This is a genomic window from Fibrella forsythiae (assembly GCF_017353175.1).
Taxonomy (GTDB): domain Bacteria; phylum Bacteroidota; class Bacteroidia; order Cytophagales; family Spirosomataceae; genus Fibrella; species Fibrella forsythiae.
The window spans coordinates 343,350-360,514 of record NZ_JAFMYW010000004.1; the positions used below are offsets into that span (position 1 = coordinate 343,350).

The 17,165-nt window shown below is 52.7% G+C and carries 13 protein-coding genes; 6 read left to right on the plus strand and 7 right to left on the minus strand.

Features of this window, described 5'->3' with window-relative positions; all coding sequences use genetic code 11:
• Positions 1-172 precede the first annotated feature (172 nt).
• Positions 173-460, plus strand: a complete 288-nt coding sequence (locus J2I46_RS33515) for a DUF6169 family protein (RefSeq protein ID WP_374758094.1) — start codon at positions 173-175, stop codon at positions 458-460.
• A gap of 109 nt (positions 461-569) precedes the next feature.
• On the opposite strand, the gene J2I46_RS15545 is transcribed toward J2I46_RS33515, so the two are convergent.
• Together J2I46_RS15545 and J2I46_RS15550 are read right to left on the minus strand one after the other, a co-directional pair.
• Complete coding sequence (locus J2I46_RS15545) at positions 570-3,545, minus strand: TonB-dependent receptor (protein WP_207329956.1); 2,976 nt, start codon at positions 3,543-3,545, stop codon at positions 570-572.
• Positions 3,546-3,652: 107 nt separating this feature from the next.
• Positions 3,653-4,441: an SDR family oxidoreductase gene (locus J2I46_RS15550; RefSeq protein WP_207329957.1), complete on the minus strand. Its 789-nt coding sequence runs from the start codon at positions 4,439-4,441 to the stop codon at positions 3,653-3,655.
• 86 nt (positions 4,442-4,527) lie between these two features.
• Here J2I46_RS15550 and J2I46_RS15555 point away from each other — a divergent pair, with 86 nt between their 5' ends.
• The gene (locus J2I46_RS15555) at positions 4,528-5,319 is read left to right on the plus strand and encodes a DUF547 domain-containing protein (RefSeq protein WP_207329958.1); all 792 of its coding nucleotides are present in this window, start codon (positions 4,528-4,530) and stop codon (positions 5,317-5,319) included.
• Positions 5,320-5,395: 76 nt separating this feature from the next.
• Here the strand turns inward: J2I46_RS15555 and J2I46_RS15560 are convergent, their stop codons facing one another.
• Both J2I46_RS15560 and gldD read right to left on the minus strand, forming a co-directional pair.
• Positions 5,396-6,316 (minus strand): methyltransferase domain-containing protein, encoded by a 921-nt coding sequence (locus J2I46_RS15560; RefSeq protein ID WP_207329959.1) that lies wholly within the window; start codon positions 6,314-6,316, stop codon positions 5,396-5,398.
• Between the two features lie 76 nt (positions 6,317-6,392).
• Positions 6,393-6,989 (minus strand): gliding motility lipoprotein GldD, encoded by a 597-nt coding sequence (gldD, locus tag J2I46_RS15565; protein ID WP_207329960.1) that lies wholly within the window; start codon positions 6,987-6,989, stop codon positions 6,393-6,395.
• A gap of 200 nt (positions 6,990-7,189) precedes the next feature.
• Here gldD and J2I46_RS15570 point away from each other — a divergent pair, with 200 nt between their 5' ends.
• On the plus strand, positions 7,190-7,966 hold the full coding sequence (locus tag J2I46_RS15570; RefSeq protein ID WP_207329961.1) for an ABC transporter ATP-binding protein: 777 nt from the start codon (positions 7,190-7,192) through the stop codon (positions 7,964-7,966).
• Positions 7,967-8,040: 74 nt separating this feature from the next.
• Positions 8,041-9,714, plus strand: a complete 1,674-nt coding sequence (locus J2I46_RS15575; protein WP_207329962.1) for a hypothetical protein — start codon at positions 8,041-8,043, stop codon at positions 9,712-9,714.
• Between the two features lie 65 nt (positions 9,715-9,779).
• Here J2I46_RS15575 and J2I46_RS15580 read toward each other — a convergent pair whose 3' ends face one another.
• Positions 9,780-10,814, minus strand: coding sequence for a nucleoside hydrolase (locus J2I46_RS15580; RefSeq protein WP_229379780.1), 1,035 nt, complete (start codon positions 10,812-10,814; stop codon positions 9,780-9,782).
• Between the two features lie 11 nt (positions 10,815-10,825).
• The gene (locus tag J2I46_RS15585; protein WP_207329963.1) at positions 10,826-11,821 is read right to left on the minus strand and encodes a phosphotransferase; all 996 of its coding nucleotides are present in this window, start codon (positions 11,819-11,821) and stop codon (positions 10,826-10,828) included.
• Positions 11,822-12,189: 368 nt separating this feature from the next.
• On the opposite strand from J2I46_RS15585, the gene J2I46_RS15590 reads away from it, so the two are divergent.
• Positions 12,190-14,301 carry a LysM peptidoglycan-binding domain-containing protein gene (locus J2I46_RS15590; protein ID WP_207329964.1) on the plus strand — a complete coding sequence of 704 codons (2,112 nt, stop codon included), beginning with the start codon at positions 12,190-12,192 and terminating at the stop codon, positions 14,299-14,301.
• A 76-nt stretch (positions 14,302-14,377) separates the two neighbouring features.
• On the opposite strand, the gene J2I46_RS15595 is transcribed toward J2I46_RS15590, so the two are convergent.
• The gene (locus tag J2I46_RS15595) at positions 14,378-15,670 is read right to left on the minus strand and encodes an anthranilate phosphoribosyltransferase (RefSeq protein WP_207329965.1); all 1,293 of its coding nucleotides are present in this window, start codon (positions 15,668-15,670) and stop codon (positions 14,378-14,380) included.
• Positions 15,671-16,164: 494 nt separating this feature from the next.
• Between J2I46_RS15595 and J2I46_RS15600 the strand changes: the two genes are divergently transcribed.
• The gene (locus J2I46_RS15600) at positions 16,165-17,151 is read left to right on the plus strand and encodes a hypothetical protein (RefSeq protein ID WP_207329966.1); all 987 of its coding nucleotides are present in this window, start codon (positions 16,165-16,167) and stop codon (positions 17,149-17,151) included.
• Positions 17,152-17,165: the final 14 nt, after the last annotated feature.

Sequence of the window (17,165 nt, forward strand, 5' to 3'; positions counted from 1 at the left end):
ATTATTCAACACGTATGTTTTTCAAACGAGACATGGGATTACGTATGAAGTAACATTCAAAGCAAGTGGTTATCTGTTCGAACAGTACACGCTATTGTAGCAGAATACGTTTGAGTTTTCCATTCTCGTAGCTGATAACCCAACAGGAGCCACCCCGCCTTCGGATCGGTTAATACCAGCGACTATTGCGGCTATCTTTTTTGATTTTTTTCGACATAAAGAGCAGATCGTCGTTTACATCTGCGAAACATCCGATGGTCGGGCTTCAGCACGAAATCGAAAGTTTAATCAGTGGTTCGACTGGTACAAAGGAAGCGCATTCCTTAAAATTGACATGCACTTAGGTCAGGACTCTACCGGCCAAGCTTATTTCACTGCGATGAGTCTCCGTACCGATCATCCGATGTTAGGAGAAGTAGTCGGCACATTTCGCGACTTCATTGTAAGTCAACAAAAATAGTTGAATCACAACTTTACACAGAAGCTGTTTTAATACAGAAAAGCCCTTCCGACTGTCGGAAGGGCTTTTCTGTACTAGGTACGTTGCCTTTTTGTGCTTGATTCTCCGCTTACAGCGCCAATGACAGGCGGGCGAAGAGGAAACGGCCGTTATAGCCGCCCTGGTTTGATGGGTACAGGAAACGGCCCCGGTTCGAGAGGTCACGACCCGAGTTGTAATCGAGCGAGCCGACGGCGTTCCGTGGGTCGATGTAAATCTGATCGGGGTACACGTCGAATACGTTGTTGGCACCCACTTGCAGGTTCAGCATCTTGGTCAGTTTGTAGCCGATCGTGATGTCAGAAATCCAGATGGGGCTAAACGTTTGGTCGAGCAGGGCGTGGCCAGACACATCGCGGGCAAACTGTGTGTTCCAGTAGGTACCCGTAGCGGCGTTGATCGTGTAGGGATCAGCCGTGGTCAGGTTGGTCACTTCACCAAAGCGAACCGTTCGGAACGAGATGTCGAATTTGCCTGCAGTATAGGCTGCACTCAGGTTAAACTTGCTGCGGGGCAAACCCGTTTCCAGCAACGCCACCTGCGACCGGTCGAAGAACAGCGTGCGGGGCCAGTTATCAGGGTTACCACCACGGGATTCGTTATTCGCCGTGCTGTTCAGGAACGCCGACGGGTTGATGGCCGTCACCTTGGTTTGGTTGAAGTTCACAGCTGCCGATAAAGTCAGTCGACCTTTGCCCAGGTTGAGGCGCTCTGTGGCTACAACATCAAGTCCTTTCGTTTGGGTGTTTGCTGCATTGGCGAAGAAGCGCACCCCGTTTACACCCGGGTAATCCGTTGTTGCAAAGCCCAGTAAGGCACGACTAAACTGACCAGAGTATAGGATGCGGTCCTTGATGTCAATCATGTACGCGTCGACCGTGATGGTAAAGTTACGGCCAATCCGGCTGGTGGCTCCTACGCTGTAGTTCACCGATGTTTCGGGTTTCAAGGCATCGACGCCGATCACGTTACGGGCAATAGGACTATCGTTATTGACCGTCAGCGTATTGTTCGGCAATCCGTTGATAAACTGTGTGCTGGTGTTGTTGAAATACCGCTGTTGCAGGCTTGGTGCCCGGAAACCCGTGCTGATAGCCCCCCGCAGACTAAAGAATTCGGCGAACTGATACCGTGTGGCCAGTTTACCCGTCACCTTCGACCCGAAATCAGAATAATTTTCAAAACGGCCAGCCAGGTCGACCAACCATTTGCTGGTTATCTCCGATTCTACGTCGGCATAAAGGCTGACGTTATGTCGAGACTTATCCAGTTCGTTGTCAGGCTGATAACCAGGAAAGACCTGCGCGCCCGGCGCAGCGGCTGTTGTGCCCGATGATGGGCCACCAATGACGATCGGTGCCAACGGAAGGGCTTTTGATGCGCCTGAATAGGATGTTGTTTCGCCAGCCACAATCTGGTATTCATCGCGGCGGTATTCGGCCCCAAATGCCAGGTTGATCGAGTTAAAGCCAAGGGCTTTGGTGAACAGCTTCGAGAAATCGAGATTAGTCGTGCTCTGGTTGAATTTTAACGTACCTGCGTAGAAGTTAGTCTGCTGTGTCGGGCTGCTTGGCAAGGTGGCATTACCCGAATTCTCCACATCGAACCGGATGGTGTTCCGACCATACACGCTGCTCAAATCGACGTTGAACCCGCCCAGTTTAGTCTTATAACCCGCCATTAGCGACTGATCATCCAGCGTCGCCCTGATAGCCGGCAAAAAGCCGTCGGGGTACAGAAGCGTGCCATCGTCGGAGGCTAACGGCTGCTGGTTTCGCGATACCGGAATCCGGTTATTGCCGTAGCCTGTTCCCGTCCGGTGCGTCACACCCGCCGAGAAGTACACTTCTGAATTGGTGGATACGGGCAGCGATCCGTTCAGAAACACGCCGTAGTTCCGCGCCGATGAGTTACCCACCACCATGTTCTGGCGATTGTATCGGCGCTGATCGATCAGCGTCTGGTCGGCAGCCAACAAGGCAGGGCGATTAGCCACCGGCACCAGCGTTGTGGCCGGGAAACCGCCCGACGCACCCAGGTAAATCGTAGGCGTATTGTCTTCGGCCGACCGGTTTGTCCGCTCGCGGTCAACGATCTGGCCTGAGATCGTCATGGAACCGCGCTGCCCCAGGCGGAACCCTTTCGAAATATCGAACTGGAACGTCTTGCCGTCGCGGAGTGTCTGGCTCTTGTCAATGGTGCCACCACCTAGTAGCGGTGCTTTGTAGTTCATGGTCGAAAAGGTGCCGCCGGTCATCAGTGAAGCCGTTAGCCCTTCGTAGTTCTTTTTCAGCACTACGTTGATCACGCCCGCAATGGCATCAGACCCGTATTGAGCGGCCGCGCCATCGCGCAGTACTTCAACGCGCTCTACGGCTGCTACCGGAATTACGTTCATGTCGGTACCCACCGAACCCCGGCCCACCGAACCATTGATGTTGATCAGGGCCGTGTTATGCCGACGTTTTCCATTCACCAGTACCAGTGTCTGGTCAGGGCCAAGCCCACGCAACGAGGCCGGGTCAATGTGGTCGGTGCCGTCGGTAACAGTTTGCCGGTTCGAGTTGAACGAAGGCGCCACGAAGTTCAGAATCTGGCTGACGTCGACCTGCGCGTAGCTTTTCATTTCCTTTGTCGAAATCACATCGACGGGCACTGCACTCTGGATGTTTGTCCGGGCCGTGGCAGCCCGCGAGCCAATAACGACCAGTTCATTCAGGTTCGACTGGCTTTCCTGAAGCTTAGTGGTCAACGTCACCTCGCCTGTAGCTGGTACCGTTACCGGAACCGTGGTGCTTGTGTACCCCACAAAGCTGATTACAAGCTGGTAGCTGCCCGGTGTAAGTTTGAGCACATAGTTGCCATCGCCATCGGCACTGGTTCCGGTTTGGGTTCCTTTGGCCACAATGCTTGCTCCGGGAATGCCATTACCCGATCCACTGTCGAGTACTTTCCCCCGGATTGTTTGACCAAATACAGTGCTGATTGTCAGCAATAAGCAAGTTAATAGTGTAATGAAATAAGTGGTGTTGTATTGACTATTCATAGGTAATCTTTTGTTGATCATCCTACAAATTAAAATAATATATAGCTAATTACAAGTTATAGCATATAAAATTCTGCAATACTTGAATATAACAAAATCAATACATTTTACAACCCACCTGTTTTTCCTCCGTCTACAGGTACGTTGATACCCGAGATTGAGGCCGCGGCCGGGGTACACAGAAAGGCAGCGGCAGCCGCTACTTCTTCGGCCGTTGCGAATCGGCCGATCGGGATTTCACGTTCCATCTGATCAGCCACTTCGTCGGTTGTTTTGCCCGATGATTTCGCCCGCATGTCCAGTACAGCATCCAGACGGGCGGTGCGCGTATAGCCAGGCAATACGTTGTTGACCGTAATACCCCAGGGTCCCAACTCCAGCGATAGCGTTTTGGCCCACTGCGCCACCGCCCCACGGATGGTGTTCGACACGCCCAGTCCTGCAATTGGCTGCTTCACCGACGTGCTGATGATGTTTACAATTCGACCATAGCCAGCCTCACGCATACCCGGCACCAGCATCTGAACCAGCGTTTGGTTGTTGATCAGGTGATTATGAAACGTCTGCACAAATGCCTCCTCAGTCGCTTCGATCAACGGGCCACCCGCCGGACCGCCGGTATTGTTGATAAGTATGTGGATAACTGGTTGCATCGTTAACAACTCAGTAAGAGCGGCCTTTACGCTGCCTGATTGGCTGAAATCAGCCACGGCTAGTGCGTGTCGCTGGCCTCTGCTGGTATCAAGCGTATTTTTCACCGCCTGAAGACTTTCGGCGTTGCGGGCCATCAGGATTACGTTAGCACCTAATAGGGCCAGTTCCACGGCGGTGGCGCGGCCAATTCCCTGCGAGCTGCCACAGACCAGGGCCGTTTTCTGAGTTAGATCGAGATTCATGCGGGTAAAGTTAACGTACCCAGCCACGTACCTGAAAAACCTTTACCCCGTCTTGAGCGTATATCTATCTAAAACCATCACACAACATGAAACTTCTGTTTGTATTTAGTGTCTGCCTTTGCCTAGCCATCAGCCTGTCGGGCAGTTATCTGGCGCATCATAACGCGGTAAATCTTCCTACTACTACCGTAGCCGCTGCCCCGAGTCATGCCGCTTTTGATAAGCTCCTGAAAGCCCACGTGAACGGATCGGGCATGGTCGATTATAAAGGATTCATCAAAGACAAGGCCGACCTGAAAGCCTACACCGATATGCTGGGCAAGAATGCGCCGTCGGACAGCTGGAGCAAAGACGATCAACTGGCCTACTGGATCAATGCCTACAATGCCTTCACGATCCAACTGATTCTGGACCACTACCCCGTAAAGAGCATCAAAGACATTGGTTCGAAGATCAAGATTCCGTTTGTCAACACGCCCTGGGATATCAAATTCATCAAGATTGGCGGCGAAACGTATGACCTGAATAATATCGAGCATGGCATCATCCGTAAGAAATTCTCGGAGCCACGGATTCACTTTGCGCTGGTGTGCGCGGCCAAATCGTGCCCACGGTTACGGAACGAAGCGTTTGACGGCAAAAAGCTGGACGCGCAACTGGACGATCAGGGCGTTGATTTTCTGAATAACCCTGCCAAAAACTCGATCACAGCTAAGCAGGCCAGCCTGTCTAAAATTCTGGATTGGTACGGCGGCGATTTCCAGAAAATGAAAGGCCAGTCGGTGAAAGACGTGGTGAATCAGTTCTCGAAAACAAAGATCACTGACGCTACCAAAATCTCGTACCAGACCTATAACTGGGAACTGAACGAACAGTAAACTATTGATTGGTTTATTTCTAACGACAAAGGGTGCTGCCTGATCAGGCAGCACCCTTTGTCGTTAAGGCACAGAGTTACTGGTATGCCAACGACTCGTAGGCATTCAGGAAGTGCGTGGCCAGAATGGCGTTCTGCGGCAACAGGCACGGAATTGACTGAACTTTGGGATAAGCGAGTAAGCTGTCTTCGGCGAAGAGCGAATCATCGAACGATTTTAATTTCGCTTTGGTGTGCGGACAAGCCAGAAACGGTTCGGCCGGTTTGGCGTTGGCCCCATTCTTTTCAATAATCAGTAAGCCCGTGGGGTTCAGCGGATTGATCGACACATCAAATAACCTGTGTTCAAGGATTGTATAGCCCAGCTCCTGCGCCGACGAGACCAGACAGGTAACGTACCCGTGGTGTATCATCCGCGCCCGCGCCTCTTCGCCCGCCAGTTCGTAGCTGGGTTCCAGTAACACAACGTACCTGTTGGCTACCCGATATAATTCAGCCAACGCCTCTTTCTCGCGCCCCCCATTAGGCTCCACGGAATGGGATGTGTAAACGATATCGACCGAGTTATCGGCCAGGGGCATCTGAAACAGATTACCGGTAAACAGGGTTGGCTGTTTGATACCCTGCTCACGCATGAAGCCCAGCGCGTAGTGAATACGCGACCACGACAGGTCGAACCCGAGTACATGATCAATGGGGCGGGGCAACTGCGGCACCACACGCCCGAGCGTTGTGGCCTCCCCAACGCCTGCTTCCAGAATAGAATTGAACTCACCCAGGCCCAGCAACACCGTCATAATGCTCTGACAGTAAGCTTCTTTCAGACCGGCGTTCAAGCGGTAGCCTTTCACGTATGACCCGGCCTGGAAATCGTAGCTGATCAGGATGTCTTCCAGCGAGTTGGTCGTACTATGTTCCAGCTTTTTCAAAAACCCGATTACATTGTTCCCCTGATCGTACTGCTCTTTTATCTGGGTCAGAAATTTATATTTATTCATGTCGTGTAGGGAGTGCTAGCTTACGTGTAGAGCGAGACGACCAGGATGTAGCGTTCTTTCAGAAAGCGCTACACGCTCATTTCCAGCGCAATGTATTCAGCAATTGCATCATATCGGCGCGGACGTAGTTGATAACCGGGGCCAGCGAATCGTTGGCGGTGGCCGTGTTGAAATAAAGCGCGCCACGCAGAAAATTCCGCGTACTGTCGGTTGTAACGAACTGGAACTGGCTGGGCACTTCGCCTTCGAGCGTGATGAGGCTGGCAGCCAGACCGTTTTTCAGACGTACCTGTTGCTGCTCAATCATCGACGCTTTTACGTTGTGTTTGGCCGTCAGCTTATACGCGTCGGCCAGCAGGCCCCGTAGCCGATTCACGTCGTTCAACACAGGTTTATACGTAATCTGGACCGTGGCTTTCAGGGTGGGGTAATAGATATATATCCAGTGAGGCTCGGCGTTTTTAAACGTATCGGGCAAGACACGGGCGGCGCTGTTCACCTCAAACTGGTATGGATGCCCGGCAGGAATAGGTACGTAGCTCACCGCAGGCAGGTCAATACGGGGGTAGCCTTTGGGTTTGGGAACATAACTGGCTTGTTCCGACGAAGTACAGGCGGCAAACGCGAGCGTGGCCAGAGCGAGGAAGCTGGCGCAGAAACGGCGTGGTATCATGTGTTGACTAACGACAGCAAGGGGTAGTTCGTTGTTTCGGGCACAAGAATAGTACCTTTCCCAATTACCATAGCTATGTCTCCGCCTGCAGGCCGGAAATAACCTATAATTGGCTCCTGTAACCAATTATCCAACCAACAGCTACGTACCTACGCCATTCCACGTATCTTGCTGTACGTATTAAAACCGACTTTATCGCCATGACGCCCGTCATCGACACCCACAACCTGATTCAGTATTACGGTAGTACCAGGATTTTGCAAGGAATAAACCTCAGCGTAGCGCCGGGGCAGGTGGTGGGCTACATTGGCCCCAACGGCGCGGGCAAGTCAACCACTATTAAAACGTTGATTGGCCTCCTGCCCGATTTTCAGGGCGAGGTATCTGTGTTGGGGCTTGACCTGCGTACCCAGGCGATGGAGATAAAACGGCGCATCGGCTACGTACCCGAAAACGCCGCGCTCTACGACCTGCTGACACCGATGGAATACCTCAATTTTGTGGGGCAGCTCTACGAACTCGACTCCACGGCCGTTGAACGAAAGGCACTGGAACTCCTTCGGCTGTTTAGCCTTGAGTACCAGGCCAACGACCGGATGACGACTTTCTCCAAAGGCATGCGGCAGAAAGTCCTGCTCATTTCAGGCCTGCTGCACAACCCCGACTTGGTTTTCCTCGACGAACCACTGTCGGGCCTCGATGCCAATGCCGTTGTGCTGGTGAAACAGATCATTCGCCAACTGGCTGATTCGGGAAAAACGGTCTTCTACAGCTCACATATCATGGACGTGGTTGAAAAGATTTCGGATCGGGTCATCATCATCAACTCGGGCGAAATCATTGCTGATGGGTCGTTTACCGAACTACAGGCACAACGCGAAACCGGCAGCTCGCTTGAACAGCTCTTTGGTCAGCTGACCGGTAGCGATGGCCAGAACACCACCGCCGAAGAGTTTATCCACACGCTAAATCAATGAGCGTAAGGCAGGGGGCTTGGGGTATTGCTTTCGCGTGAGCACCCCCCAAGCCCCCTGCCCCCTGCCACTTTCACATGACTCCTCCTACACTATTCATCACCGACCGGCTACCGTTTCTCTGGCGGTTACTGGGTGTCAATTACAGACAGTTACGGGCTATCCTGGCGGTTAAACTCCAACTCGACAACCGCCGCCCGGTGGCTTTCAACCAGTGGAAGAAAGCAAGTGAAACCAACAATGCATACTGGGTTTCGCTCGCTCTATACGCCCTGTTCGGCGCTGTGTTCGCCTTTCTGCTCACGGTTGCTCCGGCTACCGGGATTGTAAAACCGGCTACGCTATTCTTTGGGTACGTCCTCATCGTCTGCACCATGTCGCTCATCAGCGATTTCTCATCGGTAGTACTCGATTCGTCGGATAACCAGATCATGCTGTTTCGCCCCGTTGACAGCCGAACCATGCTGACAGCCCGGGTTGTGCATATTATCAGCTACCTCTTCACGATTGCGCTGGCCGTGGGAGCCTTGGGCGTAGTGGCTATCGGCTATCGGTTTGGGGCCGTAGCGGGGCTATTATCGCTGGTTCTGTGCCTCATGATGGCCATACTGGCTGTTTTTCTGACCAACGTGATCTACCTCCTGCTCATGCAGTTCGTGAGTAACGATCGACTGCGCGAGGTGATCAATTATGTGCAGATTGGCATGGTCGTTTTTTTTTACGGCGGCTACCAGCTGCTTCCGCGGCTAATGAATGACGATGGCTTCTCGGGCCTGCAACCCTTTGTCTGGCAAACATGGCATTATGCACTACCACCACTCTGGAGCGCCGGCAGCCTCGATCTGGTTGTAAATCGACAAATCGACGCCCGGCATTTGATTCTGCTTGGCCTGGCGCTGGTTGTTCCGTTTGCGGGCCTTTACCTGATGACCCGCGTATTGGCGCCAATCTTTAGCAGTAAACTAGCCACCCTGGACCAGGAAGAAAAAGCGGAGCCCGTTGCCAGACCAATCAGCACTTCTCAGCCAGTTGCCCCTTCATTACCCTTAGCTGAAAAATTAGCCAGCTGGCTTACCAGCAGTCCGCTGGAACATGCAGGCTTCACGTTTGTCTGGTTCATTACAGGCCGCGACCGGAAGTTCAAACTACGTACCTATCCGGGTCTAGGCTTCGGCCTGGCATATGCCGTTGTGATGGGTCTTAACCACCAGTCGAGCATGGGGCGGCAGGGAAGCAGCTTCTTTCTGTTTATTCTATATTTCGGCGGTATCTACATCATGACGGCGCTGATGCAGATTGCCATTTCAGATAACTATAAAGCCGCCTGGATTTACGAATCGTCGCCGATGAGCCAGCCCGGCCTCTTGCTGGCTGGCGGAATTAAAGCGCTGGTTATCAAACTAATGCTTCCTTATTTCTGCCTGTTGGCGGGCTATGTGCTGTATGTCCAGGGAACAAGCGCTATTCCTGACGTGCTCCTGGCCTGCGTCAACTCGCTGATCATGTTGCTGATTACGGCCGTAATGAGTAAGCGGCATTTACCATTCTCCATGGCCCAGGATGTAGTACGCAACAGCACCACGTCGCGCAGTTTGCTCAGTATGTTCATTATTGGCCTGATCGGCGTAGCCCACTGGGGGCTTACCTACATACCCTACGGGCGCTGGGTAGCCCTACCCGTTATGATCGGTGTGGCCGTCGTACTGTTCCGTACATACCAGCAAACGCAGTGGCACGAGGTAGAGAATTAAGCGAAGGGGGATTGAGGCAAAGGTACTCACGCAAGCGCAATGCCTCTCGCCTGCAGCCCTTTCGCTCATTTCTTCAAACTCCCGATCACGATTTCCTCGAAACCAGGCAACGTCTTGTAGGCGTATGTGGCCCGCCAGGGCGTGTCTTTGTAATCGTATGATACTTCCAGAAAGGGCTTCTGACCACTGCCACCGGTATCGTCGGCCCGCGTGTTGATACGTACTGGAATAGCTTCGTAATACTTGAAATAATTGGGGTGCGTCAGGTAACCCAGCGGCGTGGTATCCCAGGGTACGAAGCCATCAACGCCAAATACGTTTTTGTTGAGCATCTGCCAGGGGCCAAGCGTCTTGCTCAGCCATTTATCACCCTCTGAGCCGCCCGCCAGAAAATCCAGATCGGTACGGCCCAGAAACGTGTATACACTGCACTCATAGCCCGACAGCACCACCTTCACGCCCGAATTGAACAACACCCGAAAGGCCTCCGGGTCCATCTCGAAGTTATAATCACCAACCGTAACCAGTTCAAGACCGGGCCGAAACGGCAGCGAGGGTGTTCGGCCGGCACACACCACGACCTCCTCGATCTGTTTGGCAAGTTCGGGGTGGTTTTTAAGCACTGTTGCCACGTTGGTTAGCGGGCCAATGGCCAGAATGGGCAGGCGCTCGCGTCGAAGCGCCGCCGCCATAGCCAGGCTGGCATCCGTTTCCAGGCCAATGTCACGCAGCGTATCAGAACCACGATACACCGGAATTTTCCGGCCTGTCCTGTTGTACCAGCCCAGCAGTTTGCGGGTCACGTTATACCCATATTCGGCGTAGGTGACCGTGCTGATACCAACCAGTTGCACCTTGTCGGCATACCGCAGGGCCATTATCAGCGTAATGGCATCATCGACCTCGCGGGCCCCGCGTTTATCGGGCATTCCCACCATAATGTCGGTATCCAGCCAGATCCGGCGGGGTTGTTTGCTGACGGTTCCCGTTTGCTGAACCGGTTTCTGGCTCGTTCCAAGTGTGTTTTGGGCCATACCCTGCCACGATAACATCAGCAACGTACCCAGCACCAGGATCCATACAGTTTGTTGTTTGTTCATTTTCATCTGAGTCAGCCCATCACCAGGCGTTCGGCCAGTTCCAGTAAGCGGGCTTTTTCATCCAGCAACAAACTTACCGGCAGTTGCGCGATACCGATCAATCGGCGCAGGATTTCAATGCCGGTGAATTGCCGCAGCAACTGTTCGTTGAAGCTGGCATGCCGAACGTACTCAGCCTGTACCTGCTGGTGAACGGTTTCCGGTTGCTGTGCCAGATGCATATGAGCCAGCATCACGCCTAAATCAAATTCGGCGGGGCCATAGAAGCAGAATTCCGGATCGATTATTTTCACGCCCGATTGGGTTCGCAGCCAGCTTCCCGGGTAATAATCGCCATGAAGCAATGTTGCGGGCATACCTACCTGATCGGCCAGGTAACGCTCTCCCAACGCGCGGGCAGCGTCGGCGAGCGGCTTCTTTTTGTAGGGGGCTGCTACATCCTGCAACCCCGCCTGAATCCCGTCAAGGTCAAATCCGTTGCTAGCCAGAAATGGATAAACAAAAATATGCTCATGATTTAGCGTGCGCATAGCCTCGTTGGCAAAGGCAGGATTAAGCCGGTCAGTAAGAAACTGATTGTGGAGTACCGAGAGGTATGTAACTAGAGCCGTCAGTTCGCCGGGCTGCAGTGACTGGCCAGTTTTATAACATTCCAGAAAATCCGATGCCTCACCCAAATCATCCAGTACCAGCAGGTTTTCGGCTTCATCGAGGCCCAGTAGTTCGGGCATATACTGGCGGAGTTCCGGATTTTGTGCGACCTCACGGTAGAAAAGCCCTTCCATGGTAGCCCGTTCCGTTGGAGCAGGAATAGACGGGTATTTTTCAACGTACCCACGTGCCTGTTTTACAATAAGTGAACGGCTGGCAGTACGTACCCGGAGTGTATAATTCATGTTGCCCTCGCCAGGCTTACTAAGGCTGGTAATGGGTTCATCGTCACATATCCATCCTTTCCGGGATAGATAAATTTGTAACCCCTGGGGGTCTTGATCGTCTAAATGCATGTGTACCTGCGTGATTCGTTTTGCAAGAATACAGCCTTGGCAACAGCCTACCAATGAAGCATTCATTAATCAGGTAAATGGCCCGCTATTGGTGTACACTCTTTGGGAAAAACTTAATCAAACTACCTACGGGTAGCTGCCCCACGTGGATGTATGAACTATTCACGCAATAAACATCTTGCCTATTTTGTCTATATATCAGGTATATTCCCTATTTATACATCGAAAAGGCACGACTGTTGCATATGTTACCAGTATACACGTTATGTATCAAACCGGTAACCTTACCTAATTTGCTTACTTTTCGAGGGACTTATCGGATCACTACTTATCGATTCACTCCATACGCTTTACCAACGAAAGATTCTGTGCTGTCACCCATTGCCCGTCATACACTACTCCTTTTTTTATGCCTGCTTTCCGAGCTGGCACTTTCTCAACGTTTACCTGCCATTCCAACAGAAATAAGCTTTGGAGGTGTAACCGTCTACATAAATGCCCTGTCTGAGCAACGATTACAAACAGAAATAAACAGTTTATATGCCGACCGCGCGGCGCTGCGCAACTCCATTGAACAGTTGCAATATGTAGAGTCGGTACTGGGGCCAATGCTGGAGGAACGCTCGATCCCCGCCGATTTTCGCTACGTATGTTTACCTACCCCGGCCTCAAACGGCGCTTACTGGGGACTCGATGCACGAAAAGCCAGCCGGTTGAACCTGCGCGTCGACAACAGCATTGATGAACGCTTAAACGTCGCTTCGTCGTCTGAAGCAGTGCTGGGCGAACTGGCTGCGTTACATGCAAAATCGCCAAACTGGATGCGCGTATTGCTGAATTACGCCGTTGGGCAGCGCGCCAACGATCCCGCCGATGCAGTATTGCCGAACGAACAGCTCCAACTAACGCCCGATAGCCCGTCGCTGGTTTGGGCAGCGCTGGCACGAAAGATCGCTTTCGAGTATGAAATCCCGCTGCTACGCCCCAATAGCCAACCTTATCTGCTGTACGATTACCGCCAGGGACGCGGCAAAACTCTGGCCACTATTGCGCGTGAACTAGGCGTTGAGCAACCCCGGTTCATGCCGTTCAACGAGTGGCTGCGTGTTCGGGTTATTCCAACAGACAAGGTATATCCTGTGCTGATTCGGCTAACATCTACCGAATACCTCACGGTGAAAGGGCAGGTTAACTCCACAGTTCAGTTGGGCCAGCCAACGCAGCCAGGGTCACGACGAGATGTTGGTTTCCCGGTTTTACGCAAGTTGCCGGCTACCACCTCAAAAGACCCGCTGACCCGCAGCGCGGCGTTGTTCTATGAAATCAATGACCGGAAAGGTATTCAGGCGCAGGCTTGTGACAATGTGATAACGCTGGCCTACTACGGCGGCCTGTCTGTGAAGTCATTTCTCGACATCAATGATATGACCGATCGGGATCTGGTTCGTCCCGGCGAAATCTATTACCTGGAATCGAAGGCGCGCAAAGCCAAAATACCGTTTCATGTCATGCAGGCTGGCCAAACGCTCCGCGACGTATCAACAACGTATGGCATTCGGATGAAAAACCTGCTGAGCTACAACCACCTGGAAGCCACCCAGCGACTACAACCAGGACGGATTCTGTGGCTTCGCGAAAAACGCCCAAACAACGTACCTGCCGAATACCAGGTGTTGCCGGAAGCCATACCGCAGCCCGAGCCTACGGTAGCCCAACGAAAGTTGACCCGCGAAAACGAAGAATCGGTCATTGATAGCCCGGGGCCTCCAAACTGGCGGCTTCCGGCAACCGATTCCACAGCCGAATCGGCAGATGGTAAGCAGCCGGCTATGGGTGAGCCAGCCGCTACGACGACATCCTCCGAACCAGCCCCGGCAGTGCCACCCGTTACGTATTACACGGTCAAAGAGGGAGATACGCATTCGGGCGTGGCCCAGCGGTACAACCTGACCTTGGCCGACCTGATGACCTGGAACAACCTGTCGTATCGGAAGCCGCTCGTAGCAGGCCAACGGCTAATTGTGGGCAAACCATCAGCCATCAAACCCGCCGATGTGCCCCGGCCCACTGCGCCCGCCCAGCCATCACCAGAAACTGTGGCCGGCCCGGAGCCATCGATCTCGAAACCGGCCCCAGTCACCGCGGCCGCGCCGAAGACAACAGTCCCACCCAAACCAACCACGCCGGCCACCCGAACGCGGGAATATGCTGAGTCGGCCGTTGACGTTGATCGGCCTGTGAAAGCGCCTGCCCCGGCCGCCCCCGTTTCGGCCAGACCCAAACCGCAGCGACTGGTCAATCAGGTACGCGTTGAGACACCGAAAGTTAACGGAAGTTCGTATTACCACGTTGTTCAGCCAGGCCAAACCGTATACCGGGTAGCCCTGATCAATAAGGTCAGGGTTCAGGATGTGATGCGCTGGAACAACCTGACCAATTATACCATCGAAGTAGGCCAGCGGATTCTGATCAGGAAATAGAAGGTTGATTGGTTAATAGGTTGGCTGGTTAACTGATGAACTAGCCAACCTATTAACCAATCAACTAGTCAACCTTCTACCCCAACTGCCCTTCGATCCAGTCGAGGCCACGGCTATAGAGCGCTAACGCAAACCGGACCCGATTATCGAAATCATCATTGCCCGTTTGCTGGCTGGCCAGGTACGTCTTCACTAGCCGGGCATTCTCGGTTGCCTGCGGATTGGCAACCTCGTCGTCGACGTCTGTTTTAAATTGCGCAAAAGCCGGACGGTCGGCATCGAAATGCTGGTAAAAGAGGTGGTTTTCCGGCGTGCGTACGGCACACAGCACACCGGTAGCCCGCGCTGTTGAGGGGGCCAGAGAGCCTTCAAGGCCACGTTTTAGCACAATAGCCGCATCGAAACCGGCCATCAGCGCCAGCTCTGCCATTTTCATCTGGTAGGTGATATGAAACACCGACGTCACCAGGATACGGGCACGAGCCGGATTCAGAACTTTTTCGAGCGTTGACAGGAACGGCCGCTTCAGCAGAATACGGCGGCGATCGACCCAGCGATTCAACGATGGCGACAGAGCTTTCTGATCCAGCACCCACCCGTAGCCACTGGGCGGCTGCACACTAAACTCGGGCAAACTGAACACAAACTCGCAGTTCATGTGCATATACAGATCGTGCGCGTTGAGCGTATATTTCGGCCCGGGCGTTCGCCCTACCATCGATAAAGCCCCATAGCCACGTTCCTGAAAAAAATTGGCCAGTATTGGCGTAATCAGATAGGAGTGTTCAGCGCCATCGAAGGGTTCGGCCAGTTGAACAATTGGCCGGGTTGGCCCGATGGGTTCGTCATCGTGAAAACGAGGTGCCAACGTTTCCATAACGGCCTGATAGAGTCCCTGATATTCGTCGTTGGTTTCGTGCCGAACCCGCATAATACTGGCCGCCAGCCCGCGAAACGTTTCGCAATCCTGGTTGGGGTCGAAATCGCCAAACAGGTAATCGCCCAGTTGCCGGGCTTCGCTCACCTGCAGGTGTTGCCCGCGAAGGAGTTTGGTAGCAATGGGCAACAAATTGACCGGCAGTTCCGGACAGAGTTTATTGACCAGAAACGTGGGGTGCGAAAACGCGTCGCGCCCGAAACAGGTTTCCAGCGTGCGTTCATCGTCGGTAAGGCCCTTCGTCAGCAACGCACCAATAAATGCGCCGACCTGCAATGGATGGGCCGTTCCCGACAAAAGGCTTGCACGGCATTCGGCGATTAGTTCGGGCGGCATTGGCTTACTACCATACTTACCGATACCAATCAGTTTAATGGCCCGCCCCAGGGGAGTTTCGCCTGGTAATACATCGATCGATCCGGCGGTAGTCATAAAAGCAAATTGTATTAAAACGTGACTGTGTAGCTTGCCAACTGATCAACTAAATCACCCATAGCTAATCATTGGCATAATTCATTAAAAACAAACAATTAATAAAGCATTATCTTAATTTTGACATACATTTTTTGGCTTTTCAATACAGAAGCCTATTTTTATGTGGTTGCAAAGTAAATCAATTTAGAGTAGTCTGGAAAGATTTATGCGATCTTGAGCCAGGTATACTCTTCTTTCTTCGCAACCAGCACACAAAGGGAAAGAACGGGCCGATATAACTTTTACAAGAATAAATAGTGGTTCAATTGTTAGTATACGGGCTCCTGAAACTTAGATAATTAGTTTTGCTACTAACCAAACATTCAACGTGCAAACTGAAAAGCCCTGCGAACTGGCGGGTCCGACAGGGCAAACGGCCTAAGTAATTTTCTACCTTAAACCGTTTCAAATGTATGCAGCCGGGCATCTAAAACAAATAAGTTTGCACCACCATGGTTATTCATCCACCCAACAGAGCGATACTCGTCTTCACAGCCATTCTGCTACTGATTGGTAGTGAAGCGTTAGTCGTTCGTTCAGCTGTTTTCGCACGGGCACCGGCACTCCTTTCGTTAGCCGTACTGTTCGACCTTACAGTTGTGTCATCGGCCTTGTTTTATTGGCTGCTGGCCCGGCCCAAGGGCTGGTCGATTGGCCGTACAGGGCTCATTGCGTTATTTATGCTGCGGATCGGGCTCTTTATTTTACCAGCCAACACCCAACTGACACTGGTAGATGGGCCGGTTTTGCTTGCTTTGGCCGAAGCCGCCGCTCTTTTGCTGATTATGGTTCGTATCAGAACGATCCGGCAAACGTACCTGACCCTTCGCCCCACAACTTCCGCCGACCAGGCACTTCACCTATCACTTGCCGTAGTCTTTGGACAACGGGCAGCAGGAGTTATCCTGAGCGAATGGCAGTTGGTCAGGTACGTTACTGTTGGATGGCGACAACAGTCTGATATACCAGCAACGGCCTTACCGCTTACTACCCATCGCGAATCGGGCCAGGTAGCCCTCACAGTTGCTCTTGGCGTTGTCTGTCTGATCGAACTCATGGGTATGCACTTGTTAGTAGCTCGCTGGAGTCCAGATATGGCTTTCTGGTTAACCCTGGCTAGTGCCTATAGCCTGCTACTTGTAGTTGCCGACGTTGTTGCCACCATCCGACGTCCTTCCTATAAAACCGCCGACGCCTTGCAGCTCCGTCTTGGCATTCGGTGGCAGGCAACCATCTCCCTCAGCCAGATCGCAGCAATTGTGAGCATCCATGAAAAACCCGTGCGCCAGAATGGCCTGCTCAACATGGCATTATTGACCGAACCCAATGTTTTGTTGACGCTCAACGCGCCAATTTGCGTTAATGGCCCCTATGGTATTCGGCGAGAAGCGACCCAACTTGCGCTCTGGATTGATGGGGGCATTTCTGCCCTGTCCTGACTTACCCCACTTCC

What these genes read in the sequence shown, in the direction of transcription:
- J2I46_RS15560 (WP_207329959.1), bottom strand. Translation starts at nt 6,316, where the DNA reads ATGAATAAATATAAATTTCTGACCCAGATAAAAGAGCAGTACGATCAG.
- gldD (WP_207329960.1), bottom strand. Translation starts at nt 6,989, where the DNA reads ATGATACCACGCCGTTTCTGCGCCAGCTTCCTCGCTCTGGCCACGCTC.
- J2I46_RS15580 (WP_229379780.1), bottom strand. Translation starts at nt 10,814, where the DNA reads ATGAACAAACAACAAACTGTATGGATCCTGGTGCTGGGTACGTTGCTG.
- J2I46_RS15575 (WP_207329962.1), top strand. Translation starts at nt 8,041, where the DNA reads ATGACTCCTCCTACACTATTCATCACCGACCGGCTACCGTTTCTCTGG.
- J2I46_RS15550 (WP_207329957.1), bottom strand. Translation starts at nt 4,441, where the DNA reads ATGAATCTCGATCTAACTCAGAAAACGGCCCTGGTCTGTGGCAGCTCG.
- J2I46_RS15545 (WP_207329956.1), bottom strand. Translation starts at nt 3,545, where the DNA reads ATGAATAGTCAATACAACACCACTTATTTCATTACACTATTAACTTGC.
- J2I46_RS15555 (WP_207329958.1), top strand. Translation starts at nt 4,528, where the DNA reads ATGAAACTTCTGTTTGTATTTAGTGTCTGCCTTTGCCTAGCCATCAGC.
- J2I46_RS15585 (WP_207329963.1), bottom strand. Translation starts at nt 11,821, where the DNA reads ATGCATTTAGACGATCAAGACCCCCAGGGGTTACAAATTTATCTATCC.
- J2I46_RS15570 (WP_207329961.1), top strand. Translation starts at nt 7,190, where the DNA reads ATGACGCCCGTCATCGACACCCACAACCTGATTCAGTATTACGGTAGT.
- J2I46_RS15595 (WP_207329965.1), bottom strand. Translation starts at nt 15,670, where the DNA reads ATGACTACCGCCGGATCGATCGATGTATTACCAGGCGAAACTCCCCTG.
- J2I46_RS15600 (WP_207329966.1), top strand. Translation starts at nt 16,165, where the DNA reads ATGGTTATTCATCCACCCAACAGAGCGATACTCGTCTTCACAGCCATT.